Raw genomic sequence first — 14,785 nt, 5'->3', positions numbered from 1 at the left:
GATCCGAAGGCGAAAGAGAGAGAACCCGGAATGCACACCCCCACCTTCGGCCCGTCGACCGGTCAGGGCGTCCAGATGCCCGGAAGCCGCTACATCCTCCCGCAGTTCGAGGAGCGCACGGCGTACGGCTACAAGCGTCAGGATCCCTACAACAAGCTGTTCGAGGACCGCGTCATCTTCCTCGGCGTGCAGGTCGACGACGCATCCGCCGACGATGTCATGGCTCAGCTGCTGGTTCTCGAGAGCCAGGACCCCGACCGCGACATCATCATGTACATCAACTCGCCCGGCGGCTCGTTCACCGCGATGACGGCGATCTACGACACGATGCAGTACATCTCGCCGCAGATCCAGACGGTCGTGCTGGGACAGGCGGCTTCCGCTGCCGCTGTGCTCCTCGCGGCCGGCGCGCCGGGCAAGCGTCTGGCTCTGCCCAACGCTCGCGTGCTCATCCACCAGCCCGCGATGGGCGAGGCGGGTCACGGTCAGGCGTCGGACATCGAGATCCAGGCGGCGGAGATCATGCGCATGCGCACATGGCTCGAGGCGACGCTGTCGAAGCACTCGAACAGGTCCGTCGAGGAGGTCCACAAGGACATCGACCGCGACAAGATCCTCTCGGGCGAGGAGGCCGTCACCTACGGCCTCGTCGACCAGGTGCTCACGACGCGCAAGCGCGTGCCGGCGGCGTTGACCTCGTAGCAGCGGATGCCGATCCTCGAAGCCCCGCTCCGGACGCAATCCGGGGCGGGGCTTCGGCGTGCAGCCGGCGGGATCCGACGCGGGTGTGACGACGGGGCGTCGCAATCCCCGCGCTTGTCGGCGGCACCGGTTAGGCTCGGAGGACGGTTCGGGGAGCACTCTCCCTGAGCGGAGAAGGAGGAGCGCAATGGCACGCATCGGTGAAAGCGCCGACCTGTTCAAGTGCTCTTTCTGCGGCAAGAGTCAGAAGCAGGTCCAGCAGCTCATCGCGGGGCCCGGCGTCTACATCTGCGACGAGTGCGTGGAGCTGTGCAACGAGATCATCGAAGAGCGCATGGCGGAGTCCGCCACCGGCGAGGTCGCAGAGTTCGATCTCCCCAAGCCCCGCGAGATCTACGCGTTCCTCGAGGAGTACGTCGTCGGACAGGAATACGCCAAGCGGGCCCTGTCGGTGGCGGTGTACAACCACTACAAGCGGATCCGCGCCCACGGCACCCTGCAGACCGCTGAACAGCGGGCGGACGACATCGAGGTCGCCAAGAGCAACATCCTCCTGCTCGGACCGACCGGCTGCGGCAAGACCTACCTCGCTCAGACGCTCGCGAAGCGGCTGAACGTCCCGTTCGCGGTCGCCGATGCCACGGCACTCACCGAGGCCGGCTACGTGGGGGAGGACGTCGAGAACATCCTGCTCAAGCTGCTCCAGGCGGCGGACTTCGACACCAAGCGCGCGGAGACCGGCATCATCTACATCGACGAGGTCGACAAGGTGGCCCGGAAGGCCGAAAACCCCTCGATCACCCGCGACGTGTCCGGCGAGGGCGTGCAGCAGGCGCTGCTGAAGATCCTCGAAGGCACGGTCGCATCCGTTCCGCCCCAGGGGGGCCGGAAGCACCCGCATCAGGAGTTCATCCAGATCGACACGACGAACGTGCTGTTCATCGTCGCAGGGGCGTTCGCCGGCCTCGAGGACATCATCTCGTCGCGCGTGGGCAAGCACGGCATCGGATTCGGTGCACCGCTGCACAGCAAAGGCGACGACCTCAACCTCTTCAGCGAGGTTCAGCCCGAGGACCTGCACAAGTTCGGCCTCATCCCGGAGTTCATCGGTCGCCTTCCCATCGTCGCATCCGTCTCGCCGCTGGACCGCGCCGCGCTCATGGAGATCCTCACCGAGCCCAAGAACGCCCTCGTGAAGCAGTACCAGCGCATGTTCGAGCTCGATGGCGTGGCGCTGGAGTTCGACATCGAAGCGCTCGAGGCGATCGCCGACCTCGCCGTGGCACGCAAGACCGGCGCCCGTGGCCTGCGCGCGATCCTCGAAGACGTGCTCGGGCCGATCATGTTCGAGATCCCGTCGACCGATGATGTCGACAAGGTGGTCATCACCCGCGCGGCGGTGCAGGACGGCGCAGCCCCCACACTGGTCCTGCGCCAGAAGCGCAAGAGCGCCTGACGCTCTCCGCGACCGACAGCCGGGAGCGCCCGACGGCCGGAGGCCGTCGGGCGCTCCCGGCGTCAGGCGTTCAACCCGCGGCGATCCAGCAGCGGGGCGATGTCGGCATCGCGACCGCGGAAGTCGCGGTAGGCCTCGAGGGGGTCCTTCGATCCGCCCACGCCGAGCAGCCGCTCACGGAATCGCTCGCCGTTCTCGCGGGTGAGTCCGCCGTTCTCGCGGAACCACTCGACCGTGTCCGCATCGAGCACCTCGCTCCAGATGTACGAGTAGTAGCCGGCGCTGTACCCGCCGGAGAAGACATGGGCGAAGTAGGACGACGAGTACCGCGTCGGGACCACAGGGTTGTCCAAGCCGATGTCGCGCAGTGCCGCAGCCTCGAATGCCGTGACGTCGATGTCGGTCGACGCCTCCTCGACCGAGAGCGAGTGCCACACCTGATCGAGCCATGCGGCAGCCAGGTACTCGCTGGTGGCGAAGCCCTGGTTGAAGCGCTCCGATGCGTGGAGCCGGTCGACCACGTCCGCGGGGAGCGGCTCGTCCGTCTCGACGTGGCGGGCGTAGGCCGCGAGGACCTCCGGCCAGAAGATCCACATCTCATTGACCTGACTGGGGAACTCGACGAAGTCGCGGAAGACGTTGGTGCCGGCGAAGTGGGGGTAGGTGACGGTGGCGAAGAGCCCGTGCAGGGCGTGGCCGAACTCGTGGAAGAGGGTGGTCACCTCGTCCAGCGTGAGCAGGGTCGGTTTTCCGGGACCGGGACGTGAGACGTTGAGGTTGTTGACCACGACGGGAGCGGTGCCGCGCAGGCGGGACTGCGACACGATCGAGTTCATCCAGGCGCCACCGCGCTTGGTGTCCCGCGTGTAGAGGTCGAGGATGAAGAGCCCCAGCGCGGATCCGTCAGCTTCGTGAACCTCGAACACCCGGGCATCGGGGTGATACGCCGGCAGGTCCGGCCGCTCGCTGAACGTGACGCCGTACAGTGCGGTCGCAGCGCGGAAGACACCGTCGTGCAGCACGCGCTCGGCCTCGAACCACGGACGCAGAGCAGCCCGGTCGAGGTCGTACTCCGCGGCGCGCACCTTCTCGGTGTAGTAGGCCCAGTCGTGCGCTTCCAGGGCGAAGGGCTCGTCCTCGGCGTCGATGATGCGCTGCAGGGCAGACTGCTCGGCATGTGCATTCGCCGCCGCCGGTGCCGCGAGCCGGCGCAGCAGATCGTGGACGGCCGCGGGGGATCCCGCCGTCTGGTCGGATGTGACGTAGGCCGCGTGCGAGTCGTGTCCGAGCAGCGCGGCGCGCTCGGCGCGGAGCCGGACGATCTCACGCAGGGTGTCGCGGTTGTCATGCTCGTTGCCGCGGGCTCCCCGTGCTCGTGAGGCGTCGAGGATCCGGCGGCGGCTTTCGCGCCGCGTCAGCGACGCGAGGTAGGGGTGACCGGTGAACAGGGTCAGCGTGACCACGAATGCCCCGTCCAGACCTCGGTCTGCGGCCGCGCGCGAAGCTGCGGACAACTCGCCTTCGCCGAGGCCCTCGAGTTCGGTCGCATCCTCGAACACCACCGCCAGGTCATTGGTGTCGGCCAGGAGGTTCTTCTCGAACGCGGTCGTCAGCGTTGACAGACGCTGGTTGATCTCGGTGAGACGAGCCTTCGCCTCCGCGTCGAGTCCCGCGCCGGCCTGAGTCATCTCGCGGTGGAGGCGCTCGACGAGATAGCGCTGCTCGGGGGTCAGCGCGAGATCCTCCCGTGCCGCGTGCACCGCCGACACCCGCGCGTAGAGCCCCGCGTCGAGCTGGATCGAATCATGGTGCGCGGACATGAGCGGCGCGAGTTCCTGCTCCACCGCCTGGATCTCTGTCGTGGCGTCCGCGGAAGACACCGTGTAGAAGGTCCGCGCGACATCGCCGAGAAGCCGCCCGCTGCGTTCGAGCGCCTCGATGGTGTTCTCGAAGTCCGCGGGGTCCGGCGAACCGACGATCGCGGCCACCTCGGCGGTCTGCTCTGCGAACGCGCGCTCGAAGGCCGGAAGGTAGTGATGGGCGCGGATGGCGGGGTAGTCGGGCAGGAGATAGGGGAGGGGTGACGGAGTGAGAAGCGGGTTGTCGTCGAGCATGCGAGCCAGCCTATGGTGCCGACTCCGCCGATCAAGCCGGCATGCAGAGAAAATATTGCAAAGGAATGCTTGCAAAGGTCCCTTTGTAGTAATACTCTGTGACCATGAGCGAAGAACCAGGCGCCGCCGCTGACGTGCACGACGCGATCGCCCGCGTGGAAGAGCGTCACCGTGGCGACCGCGTGCTCGATACCGGCGCTCTCCGCGCCCTGGCGCACCCGCTGCGCGTGCAGATCTACGACATCCTCAGCCAGTACGGACCGCAGACGGCCAGTTCCCTCGCAGAGCGGTTGGGAGAGTCGAGCGGCTCGACCAGCTACCACCTGCGGGCGCTCGCCAAGCACGATCTCATCAGGGAGGTCGAGGGGCGCGGCACCGCTCGGGAGCGCTGGTGGGAGCGGCCCGTGGGCGGGGTGTCGTTCGCGAACCCCGAGGCCATGAAGACGCCCGCCGGCCGCTCCGCCACGCAGTTGATCATGAGCGAGTTCCTGCGCAATCGACAGGAGCAGTTGATGCGGTTCTTGCGCTCGGGTATGGCCGAGGAGGGCGGCGACTGGCACGAGGGCAGCATGGTGTCCACCGCGACGGCGCGGCTCACGCCCGAGCAGAGCAACGAGCTCACGCACCGCATCATGGCGATCATCGACGAGACCGTCGACCGGTATCGCGACCAGACGGGGGAAGACGTCCGCCCCGTCACCATCCGCGCGGACGTCTTCCCCCTTCCCCAACTAGGAGACGCGTCATGAGCACGCTCACCGCAACCCACACCGTCCTCGGCACGACCTCGCTCGATCGGATGCTCCTGCGGGCGGCATCCGGAATCGACCGGCTCGTCGCCGCCCGCATCGTCCGCCGAGTGGACGCGATCGACGCCGCCCGCGCGTGGGAGCGCGCCGACGACGCACGGCGTCGCGCGCAGGCGCTCGGTGCCCTCGGGATGCTTCCACGATGACCGGAACGGTCGCCTCCGACGCGGTCCGAGACGACACGGTGCGATCGCCGCTCGGCCGCGACTTCCGAAAGCTCTGGACCGCAGCCGCCTTCAGCAACCTCGCAGACGGCATCGGCCGTACCGCGGTCCCGTTGATCGCGACGACGTTGACGCGGGATCCGGTGGCCATCGCCGCCATCGGGGCGCTCGCGTTCGTCCCCTGGCTCGTGTTCGGCCTTCCCGCGGGCATGCTCGTGGACCGGTTCGATCGGCGCCGGATGATGGCGGTCGCCAACGTCCTGCGCGCGGGTGTCGCTCTGGTGCTCGCCGTTCTGACCGTCAGCAGCACCTTGACGATCTGGTGGCTGTTCCTCGCGGTCCTGGTTTTCGGTCTGGGCGAAACGCTCTTCGACAACGCCGCGAATGCGATCGTGCCCGCGATCGTGGAGCGCCGCTCGCTGGACCGGGCCAACGGGTGGATGCAGGCTGCACAGGTGACGATCGACAGCTTCATCGCGACGCCGATCGGGGGCGTGCTCTTCGCCGTATCACTCGCCCTTCCGCTGTGGGTCGGGGCCGGCGGATACCTCGTGCCGGTCGTCCTGGCCGTGCTGCTGCCACTGAGCGCGTCACGGGCGCTGCAGGCTCACCTGGGCGGGGAGGGCGGCGCGCGGGGCGATCGGGAACGACAGCCGACCACCCGGGAGGCACTGGACTATCTCCGCCGCCACCGATTCCTGCGCTCGCTCGTGGGCTTCACCGCGGTCGTCGGCTCGGCGTTCGCCTTCGCGCAGGCGCCCACCGTGCTGTACTTCCTCGACGAGCTCGCGGTGGCGCCGGTTGCGATCGGACTGGTCACGGCCGGAATCGGTCTGGGCGCGCTCGGCGGGTCGCTCATCGCCCCGCGGCTGGTGGCGCGCTTCGGCCGTGGCCCGGTCATGCTCGGCGCCAACGTCGTCGCGGCGATCGGCCTCGCAGGGGTGTGGGCGGCGCCCGGAATCGCCGCGGGAATCGTCTCGTACGCGGTGATGGCCTGCGCGGTATCGTGCTGGAACGTTCCGTGGGCGTCGCTGCGCCAGGCCCTCGTGCCTCCGCAGATGTTCGGTCGCGTGCTCGGGACGATCCGCACCGTCACGTGGGGTGTCTTCCCCTTCGCGACGCTCCTGGGCGGGCTCGTCGCCCGCACGGATCTTCGGCTGCCCTACCTGATCGCCGCGATCGTGACGTTGACAGCCGTCGTCGTCGCTGCCCGTCTGCTGCTTCAGGCGTCGCAGCAGACGGAGCACGGGGCCACCGCGCCGGCGACCGTCAGCTGAGCGGGGACTCGTCCCCGACGTGCGAGACGACCGCGTTGCCGTCGTCGTCGAGTGACACCAGCACGCCGCTGTCCAGCTCGGCGATGGGCTTGCCCTCGAGCCAGGTGAGCGTCCAGCGCGGGCGCGGCTGCCCCAGCTGGTCGCCGGGGATGACGGAGTCCACATCGCGGATGCCGCGAGCAAGGCTGTCCGGCACCGCGCGCGGCGGTTCGTCTCCGGACGTCCATCGGGTTCCGAGTTGCATGTCAGACCTCCTGTGGTGCGAGTTCGATGTGGTCGACGGCGAGGCCGTCACCGCCCGGCACGAGCTCCAGTGACGCGATCCGGCCGACCGCCTTGAGATCGTCGACGGCCAGACGCAGGGCCTCGATCCTGCGGTCGTCCGCGCGCAGCGTGAGCGCGGCGACGGGGGTCTTCTGCGATGCCTTGGCCTCGGTCTTGGCGCGGCGGACGCCGATGAGCGCTTCGCTCGCGGTGGAGAGGATGGCGGCGTCTCCGTCGATACCCAGCGGCTCGGGCCACGCGGACGAGTGGATCGAGCCGTCGTTGAACCACGACCAGGCTTCCTCGGACGCGAACGCGAGCACGGGGGCGAACAGCCGGAGCATGGTCGACATCGCGCTGCGGAGCGCGAGGGCGGCGGATGCCTGTCCCGGATCTGCCTGGTCGTAGGCGCGCTCCTTCACCAGCTCGAGGTAGTCGTCGCAGAACGTCCAGAAGAACGACTCGGTGACTTCGAGCGCCCGCGCGTGGTCGTAGCCTTCCATGGCCTTCGTGGCCTCACGGACGACGCCGTCGAGCGTCGCGAGCATGGACGCGTCGAGAGGATGGGTCACTTCGGCGGCGTCGGCGGCGGGGAACGACAAGACGAACTTGGCGGCGTTCAGCACCTTGATCGCCAGGCGCCGGCCGATCTTGATCTGCGTCGGGTTCTGCGGATCGAACGCGGCGTCGGTTCCGAGGCGGCTCGACGCCGCCCAGTAGCGGACAGCGTCCGAACCGTGCTGGGTCAGGATGTCCGCGGGCGTGACGACGTTGCCTTTGGACTTCGACATTTTCTTGCGGTCGGGGTCGACGATGAAGCCGGAGATGGCGGCATCCCGCCACGGCGCGCGAGCATCCTCCAGGGCGCTGCGCAGCATCGTCGAGAAGAGCCACGTGCGGATGATGTCCTGACCCTGCGGGCGCAGGTCGAAGGGTGACACCAGCTGCCACAGTTCCTCGTCGCGCTGCCATCCGCCCGCCAGCTGCGGAGTGAGCGAAGAGGTCGCCCAGGTGTCGAAGATGTCGCTCTCGCCCTCGAACCCGCCGGGCACGCCGCGCTGGTCCGCGCTGAAACCGGGCGGAACGTCCGTGGTGGGATCCACCGGAAGCTGCGCGGCATCGGGCACGATTACGCGGTCGTAGTCCCGTTCCCCGTCGGCGTCGAGGCCGTACCAGACCGGAATCGGCACCCCGAAGAACCGCTGACGCGAGACCAGCCAGTCGCCGGTGAGACCGTTGGTCCAGTTCTCGAATCGGACCCGCATGAAGTCGGGGAACCATCGCATCTCACGACCGAGACCGATCAACCGCTCGCGGAGCTGCTCGTCCCGCGCGCCGTTGCGGACGTACCACTGGCGGGTCGACACGATCTCGAGCGGCCGATCGCCCTTCTCGTAGAACTTCACAGGGTGGGTGAAGGAACGGGGCTCGCCGATCAGATCCCCGGAGTCGCGCAGCAGCTCGACGATCTGCTTCTTCGCGCTGAAGACCGTCTTCCCCGCAAGCTGGGCGTAGGCCTCGCGACCGCGCTCGGAGACGATTACGTCGGGGGCCTCGGGCATCACGCGGCCGTCCTGACCCAGGATCGTGCGGTTGGGAAGGTCGAGCTCACGCCACCAGATGATGTCGGTCACATCGCCGAAGGTGCAGATCATCGCGATGCCGGATCCCTTGTCCTGCTGGGCCAGGGGGTGGGCCAGGATGGGCACCTCGACGTCGAACAGCGGCGTGCGCACGGTCGAGCCGAAGTGGGCGCGGTACCGCTCGTCGTCGGGATGGGCTACCAGAGCGACGCAGGCGGGGAGGAGCTCGGGACGGGTCGTCTCGATCTGGATGTCGCCGGAGCCGTCCGAGAAGGCGAAGGACACGCGGTGGTACGCCGCCGGCTGCTCGCGATCCTCGAGCTCGGCCTGCGCGATCGCCGAGCGGAAGTCGATGTCCCACAGGGTGGGCGCGAGCGCCTGGTACGCCTCGCCGCGCTCGAGGTTGCGCAGGAAGGCCTGCTGGCTGCTGCGCATGGTGTCGTCCGAGATCGTCCGGTACGTCTGCGTCCAGTCGACGCTGAGGCCCAGGGACCGCCACAGGTTCTCGAAGTGCTTCTCGTCCTCGACGGTCAGGCGCTCGCACAGCTCGATGAAGTTGCGGCGGCTGATCGGGATCTGATCAGCCGCGCGGCTGCTCTTGTTGTCGCCGCCCTCGTACGGGGGAGTGAAATCGGGGTCGTAGGGGAGCGCCGGGTCGCAGCGGACGCCGTAGTAGTTCTGCACGCGGCGCTCGGTCGGCAGTCCGTTGTCGTCCCATCCCATCGGGTAGAAGACGGTCTTGCCGCGCATCCGCTCGAAGCGGACCTTGACATCGGTGTGCGTGTAGCTGAACACGTGTCCGATGTGGAGACTTCCCGAAGCGGTCGGCGGCGGCGTGTCGACCGAGTAGATGCCGTCGCGCCCGACCTGGCGTGCGCGGTCACGGTCGAAGAGGTACGTGCCCTGCGCGCTCCAGCGGGCGTCCCATGCGGCCTCCAGGCCTTCGAGCGCCGGCTTGTCGGGAATGGCGGCCATGGGTTCTCCTCGCGCGATATGTGCGGCACTGTGTGAGCGTGCCTGAGTGTGGGGTGACGGTCGATTCTATCCGCCGGGGCGTTAGAATCGACGCACACGCATCGATCCGGCCATCACCGGGGAGCACTCGGAAGAACATCGGGGCCGACACCCTCGACCACTAGAACCGAGCGGGGCAGGCCCGTCACAGCCGCAGTGAGAGAGGGCACTCCTGCTTCTCGAGATGGCGCTGCCGGCGGCATCAGGGCACGGGAGGGTCAATGCGGGGTGGTACCGCGGCTTCGAAGAGTCGTCCTCGCAGGAAGCATCGCAACCTGCTGGAGTGACATGACCTACCCGAAGTCCTCGTTCGGCCCCGCGGCCGACTCCGTCGTGCCGAGCCCCCGGTTCCCCGCCATCGAAAGCGACACTCTGGCTTTCTGGGAGGCCGACGACACCTTCCGCGCCTCGATCGCCCAGCGCGAGGGCTCACCCGAGTGGGTCTTCTACGACGGCCCGCCGTTCGCCAACGGCCTGCCCCATTACGGTCATCTGCTCACCGGGTACGCGAAGGACGTCTTCCCCCGGTTCCAGACGATGCGCGGCAAGAAGGTCGACCGCGTGTTCGGCTGGGACACCCATGGGCTCCCTGCCGAGCTCGAGGCGATGAAGCAGCTCGGGATCACCGAGAAGGACGAGATCGAGCGCATGGGCGTGGCCACCTTCAACGCGAAGGCCCGCGCGTCGGTGTTGGAGTACACCCGGGAGTGGGAGGACTACGTCACCCGGCAGGCCCGATGGGTCGACTTCGAACGGGGGTACAAGACCCTCGACACCACGTACATGGAGTCGGTGCTGTGGGCCTTCAAGTCTCTGCACGACAAGGGTCTGGCCTATGAGGGTCATCGCGTTCTGCCGTATTGCTGGCGCGACGAGACGCCGCTGTCGAGCCACGAGCTGCGCATGGACGACGACGTCTACAAGATGCGGCAGGACCCGTCCGTCACCGTCACCTTCCCGCTCGTCGGGCTCAAGGCCGAGGCGCTCGGACTGACCGGTGTGCGGGCGCTGGCGTGGACGACGACGCCCTGGACCCTGCCGACCAACCTCGCGCTGGCCGTCGGTCCCGACATCCGCTACGTGGTGGTCCCCGGCGGTCCCGCCGGCGCGGCCGACGTGCACCACGCGCCCGACGGCCACGCCGACGAGCCGGCCGAGGCGTACGCGCACCGGTACCTGCTGGCCGAGGAGCTGCTGGCCGGCTACGCGAAGGATCTGGGCTACGACTCGGCCGAGGCGGCTCGTGAGGCCGTCGTGCAGACGGTCCTGGGGTCGGAACTGGCCGATGTGTCGTACGACCGCCTGTTCGATTACTACGCGGATGCCGATGTCTGGGGGACGCGCGACGCATGGCGGATCCTCGTCGACGACTATGTCTCGACGGCGGACGGGACGGGCATCGTCCATCAGGCTCCCGCATACGGCGAGGACGACCAGCGCATCACCGAAGCGGCCGGCATCCCGCTCATCATGAGTCTCGACGACGGCGGCCGCTTCCTCCCGCAGGTCGCCGACGTCGCCGGTCAGCTCTGGATGGACGCGAACACGCCGCTCATCCGACTGCTCCGGCAGAACGGGCGGCTGCTGCGGCTGGCCAGTTACGACCACTCGTATCCGCACTGCTGGCGCTGCCGGAATCCGCTCATCTACAAGGCGGTCTCGAGCTGGTTCGTGCGCGTCACCGACCTCAAGGACCGGCTGCTCGAGAACAACGAGCAGATCACCTGGGTTCCCGACAACGTCAAGCACGGACAGTTCGGCAAGTGGCTCGAGGGCGCGCGGGACTGGTCGATCAGCCGCAACCGCTACTGGGGGTCGCCGATCCCGGTGTGGAAGAGCGACGACCCCGCGTACCCGCGAGTGGACGTGTACGGCTCCCTCGAAGAGCTCGAGCGCGACTTCGGACGTCTGCCCGTCGACGAGGCCGGTCAGGTCGACCTGCACCGCCCGTTCATCGACGAGCTCACCCGCCCCAACCCTGACGACCCGACCGGGACGAGCACGATGCGCCGCATCGAGGACGTGCTCGACGTGTGGTTCGACTCCGCGTCGATGCCCTACGCACAGGTCCACTATCCGTTCGAGAACCGCGAGTGGTTCGACACCCACGCTCCGGCGGATTTCATCGTGGAGTACATCGGCCAGACGCGCGGCTGGTTCTACGTGATGCACGTCCTGTCGACGGCGCTGTTCGATCGGCCGGCGTTCGCCGGTGTGTCCTGTCACGGCATCGTCCTCGGCAGCGACGGCCAGAAGATGTCGAAGTCGCTGCGCAACTACCCCGATGTGCGCGAAGTGTTCGATCGCGACGGATCCGACGCGATGCGATGGTTCCTCATGTCGTCGTCGGTCCTTCGCGGCGGCAACCTCGTCGTCACCGAGGAGGGGATCCGCGCGGGCGTCCGAGAATTCATGCTCCCGCTGTGGAACGCGTGGTACTTCTTCGCCACGTACGCCAACGCGGCGGGCGGGCCGGACGGTTCGGGATATGCGGCGACGTGGCGCACCGACTCGACGAACGTGCTCGACCGGTACATCCTGGCGCTGCTGGGCGATCTCGTCCGCGGCGTCGCCGAAGACCTCGAGGGCCTGGATTCGACGATGGCCGCGGCGAAGCTGCGCGACTTCGCCGAGGCGCTGACCAACTGGTTCATCCGCCGCTCCCGCGACCGGTTCTGGGTGGGGGTGTCGGACGACCCCGCCAGCCGCGAGGCGTTCGACACGCTCTACACCGTGCTCGAGACGCTGACGCGGGTGGCGGCTCCGCTGCTGCCGCTGGTCTCGGAGCGGGTGTGGCAGGGGCTGACCGGCGGGCGCAGCGTGCACCTCGCCGACTGGCCCGACGCCGACGGGTTCCCTGCCGCCGACGACATCCGCTCGGCGATGGATGCTGTCCGCGAGGTCTCCAGCGTCGCCAACGCGCTGCGCAAGAAGGAGGGCAAGCGGGTTCGTCTGCCGCTCGCGCGGCTCACCGTGGTGCGGCCCGCCGCGGCATCCCTCGCCCAGTTCGATGACATCCTCCGCGACGAGCTGAACGTCAAGGCCGTGGAGCTGGTGGAGCAGGGGCCGGGCACGGCGGCGCAGTACGGCATCAGCCACCGGCTGTCGGTGAACGCCCGCGCGGCGGGTCCCCGACTCGGAAAGCAGGTGCAGGTGGCGATCCGCGCTGCGAAGAGCGGCGAGTGGTCGGAGGCCGACGGCGTGGTGACCGCAGGCGGCATCCCGCTGGAACCGGGCGAGTACGACCTCGTGCTCGAGACGACGGGCCGACCCGAGGGGGAGGCGCTCGCGCTCCTGCCCGGCGGCGGCTTCGTCCTGCTGGACACCGCCACCACGTCCGAACTCGAAGCCGAGGGTCTCGCACGCGATGTCATCCGAGCCGTTCAGGACACCCGGAAGGCCGCCGGATTCGACGTCAGCGACCGCATCCGCCTGGAGCTGCGCTTCGACGACCAGGCCGATGCGGCCGCGGTGTCGTCGGCCTTCGACGTCGCCGACGTGGCGGGCGAGACGCTCGCCACCACGCACGCCGTCGTCGTCGGGGCGCGGCCGGACGGCACCCCGGGGCACGCAGCGACCTTCTCCGCTGGAGCGTTCGCGAACCAGGGCGCCTTCACCGTGACCGTCGAGCGCGCGACGGAGGCGGCCCGATGAGCGACGATCGGGCGCGCGCCGACCGCGTCTACGAGGCCCTGCTCGAGCGCCAGGGGGAGCGCTGGGTGCAGCCGCGTGTGGAGCGCACGCGTCGTCTGCTGGAGCTGCTCGACGACCCGCAGCGGACGTATCGCGTCATCCACGTCACGGGGACCAACGGCAAGACCTCGACCAGCCGCATCATCGAGAGCCTGGTGCGGGCGCACGGTCTGCGCACCGGGCTGTTCACCAGCCCCCACCTGGAGCGGTTCACCGAACGCGTCATGATCGACGGCGAGCCGATCTCGGATGCCGGGATCGCCGACGCGTGGGATGAGATCGCGCCGTTCGTCGACCTGGTCGACGCGGAGCTGGCAGCCGCCGGGGACGCCGCGCTCACCTTCTTCGAGCTGCTCACCGTCCTGGCGTTCGTCGCGTTCGCCGATGCTCCGATCGACGTTCTCGTGCTCGAGGTGGGAATGGGCGGTGCGTGGGACTCCACCAACACCGCGGACGGCGATGTGGCCGTCTTCGCGCCGATCGACATCGACCACGTCGACCGGCTCGGATCCACGATCACCGAGATCGCCGGCGTGAAGGCGGGCATCATCAAAGACGGAGCAGCCGTCGTCTCGGCACGTCAGGACGCCGCCGCCGCGCGGGTGCTCAGGGACGCGGCGGCGCGACACGGCGCCACCATCGCCTTCGAGGGCGAGGATTTCCGACTTGCCGAGCAGCGGCTGGCCGTGGGTGGTCAGCTGATCACCGTCCAGGGACTCGGCGGCTCGTACGCCGACGAGTACCTGCCGGTGTACGGCGGACACCAGGGTTTCAACGCGGCGCTGGCGATCGCCGCCGTCGAGTCGCTCCTGGGTGCTCAGCGTCCGATCGCCGGCGACGTGCTGGCCGAGGGGCTCGGTCAGGCGACCTCGCCCGGCCGGCTCCAGCTCGTGGGCGCCGCCCCCACCGTCCTGGTGGATGCCGCGCACAATCCGCACGGAGCCCGCGCACTCGTCGTCGCTCTGCGCGAGTCCTTCGACTTCGACGAGTGGGGCGTGGTGCTCGGGGTCCTCGGGGATAAGGACGCAGCCGGGATCGTGGACGCCCTGGTCCCCGTCGCGACGCACGTGTTCGCCACCGTGCCCGACTCGGACCGCGCGGCCGACGCGGAACTCGTCGCCGACCTCGTGGAGGCCCGCGGCGGCCGTGTCACCGTGCACACCTCCCTTGCGGATGCCGCGGATGAGGCGCGCGCGTGGGCTGCGGCATCCGATCGCCGGGCCGTCGTCATCGCCGGGTCGGTGGTCCTGGCCGGCGAAGCCCTGTCGCTCGCCGAATCCGAGGACTGGAAGGCGGGGTGGACGTCGTGACAGCCCCGGCCGCACGCCCCCCGCGTCGCCGTCGCGGAGCCCGGGAGTCGCTGGCGTCCATCGTGCTGGCCTTCGAGTCGGTGATCGTCTTCCTCGGCGGCATGACCGTCTACGGACTGCGTGCCCTGCCGGAGGGCATCGAGCCCTGGTGGGGCATCGTCGGGGGAGCGGTGCTCGCGGCGCTGATGATCGTCACCGGCCGCCTGGTGCGCTACCCGTGGGGGATCGCCGTCGGCTGGGTGCTTCAGGTGATCGTCGCCCTCGGCGGACTGCTCGTGCCGGCCCTGCTGCTGGTCGCCCTCATTTTCGGGGGCATGTACGCGTATGCGACGATCAAGGGAGGCGCGCTCGACCGGCGCAATGCCGGGCTCGCCGCAGACCAGCCGAACGGAGACTGAC

11 protein-coding genes are annotated in these 14,785 nt (G+C 68.9%); 8 read left to right on the top strand and 3 right to left on the bottom strand.

Annotated features, from left to right (window positions below; genetic code table 11):
- Positions 1-30: 30 nt before the first annotated feature.
- Both Q9S36_RS15230 and clpX read left to right on the top strand, forming a co-directional pair.
- Positions 31-702, top strand: a complete 672-nt coding sequence (locus Q9S36_RS15230) for an ATP-dependent Clp protease proteolytic subunit (RefSeq protein ID WP_311285820.1) — start codon at positions 31-33, stop codon at positions 700-702.
- A gap of 187 nt (positions 703-889) precedes the next feature.
- On the top strand, positions 890-2,158 hold the full coding sequence (gene clpX, locus Q9S36_RS15225) for an ATP-dependent Clp protease ATP-binding subunit ClpX (RefSeq protein ID WP_311285819.1): 1,269 nt from the start codon (positions 890-892) through the stop codon (positions 2,156-2,158).
- A 62-nt stretch (positions 2,159-2,220) separates the two neighbouring features.
- Here the strand turns inward: clpX and Q9S36_RS15220 are convergent, their stop codons facing one another.
- Positions 2,221-4,272 (bottom strand): M3 family metallopeptidase, encoded by a 2,052-nt coding sequence (locus tag Q9S36_RS15220; RefSeq protein WP_311285895.1) that lies wholly within the window; start codon positions 4,270-4,272, stop codon positions 2,221-2,223.
- 104 nt (positions 4,273-4,376) lie between these two features.
- On the opposite strand from Q9S36_RS15220, the gene Q9S36_RS15215 reads away from it, so the two are divergent.
- Genes Q9S36_RS15215 through Q9S36_RS15205 form a run of 3 tightly spaced genes read left to right on the top strand, consistent with a single transcriptional unit; the run spans position 4,377 to position 6,522 of the window.
- On the top strand, positions 4,377-5,021 hold the full coding sequence (locus Q9S36_RS15215) for a helix-turn-helix domain-containing protein (RefSeq protein ID WP_311285818.1): 645 nt from the start codon (positions 4,377-4,379) through the stop codon (positions 5,019-5,021).
- Positions 5,018-5,227: a hypothetical protein gene (locus Q9S36_RS15210; RefSeq protein ID WP_311285817.1), complete on the top strand. Its 210-nt coding sequence runs from the start codon at positions 5,018-5,020 to the stop codon at positions 5,225-5,227. Before Q9S36_RS15215 ends, Q9S36_RS15210 begins: the two co-directional genes overlap by 4 nt.
- Positions 5,224-6,522 carry an MFS transporter gene (locus tag Q9S36_RS15205; protein WP_311285816.1) on the top strand — a complete coding sequence of 433 codons (1,299 nt, stop codon included), beginning with the start codon at positions 5,224-5,226 and terminating at the stop codon, positions 6,520-6,522. Before Q9S36_RS15210 ends, Q9S36_RS15205 begins: the two co-directional genes overlap by 4 nt.
- Here the strand turns inward: Q9S36_RS15205 and Q9S36_RS15200 are convergent.
- On the bottom strand, positions 6,515-6,766 hold the full coding sequence (locus Q9S36_RS15200) for a hypothetical protein (RefSeq protein ID WP_251449885.1): 252 nt from the start codon (positions 6,764-6,766) through the stop codon (positions 6,515-6,517). The genes Q9S36_RS15205 and Q9S36_RS15200 overlap by 8 nt on opposite strands.
- Position 6,767: 1 nt before the next feature.
- Positions 6,768-9,344 carry a valine--tRNA ligase gene (gene valS, locus Q9S36_RS15195; protein ID WP_311285815.1) on the bottom strand — a complete coding sequence of 859 codons (2,577 nt, stop codon included), beginning with the start codon at positions 9,342-9,344 and terminating at the stop codon, positions 6,768-6,770.
- A gap of 327 nt (positions 9,345-9,671) precedes the next feature.
- Here valS and ileS point away from each other — a divergent pair, with 327 nt between their 5' ends.
- The 3 genes from ileS to Q9S36_RS15180 are packed head-to-tail and all read left to right on the top strand — an operon-like array spanning position 9,672 to position 14,784.
- Positions 9,672-13,037 (top strand): isoleucine--tRNA ligase, encoded by a 3,366-nt coding sequence (gene ileS, locus Q9S36_RS15190; RefSeq protein ID WP_311285814.1) that lies wholly within the window; start codon positions 9,672-9,674, stop codon positions 13,035-13,037.
- Positions 13,034-14,386, top strand: a complete 1,353-nt coding sequence (locus Q9S36_RS15185; RefSeq protein WP_311285813.1) for a folylpolyglutamate synthase/dihydrofolate synthase family protein — start codon at positions 13,034-13,036, stop codon at positions 14,384-14,386. The genes ileS and Q9S36_RS15185 overlap by 4 nt, the downstream gene beginning before the upstream one ends.
- Positions 14,374-14,784 (top strand): DUF4233 domain-containing protein, encoded by a 411-nt coding sequence (locus tag Q9S36_RS15180; protein ID WP_311285812.1) that lies wholly within the window; start codon positions 14,374-14,376, stop codon positions 14,782-14,784. The genes Q9S36_RS15185 and Q9S36_RS15180 overlap by 13 nt, the downstream gene beginning before the upstream one ends.
- Position 14,785 lies beyond the last annotated feature (1 nt).

The sequence above is a fragment of the Microbacterium sp. ARD31 genome, assembly GCF_031844425.1.
The sequence above is the reverse complement of the archived record's forward strand: the minus strand, read 5'-3'. Positions and strand labels throughout refer to the sequence as shown.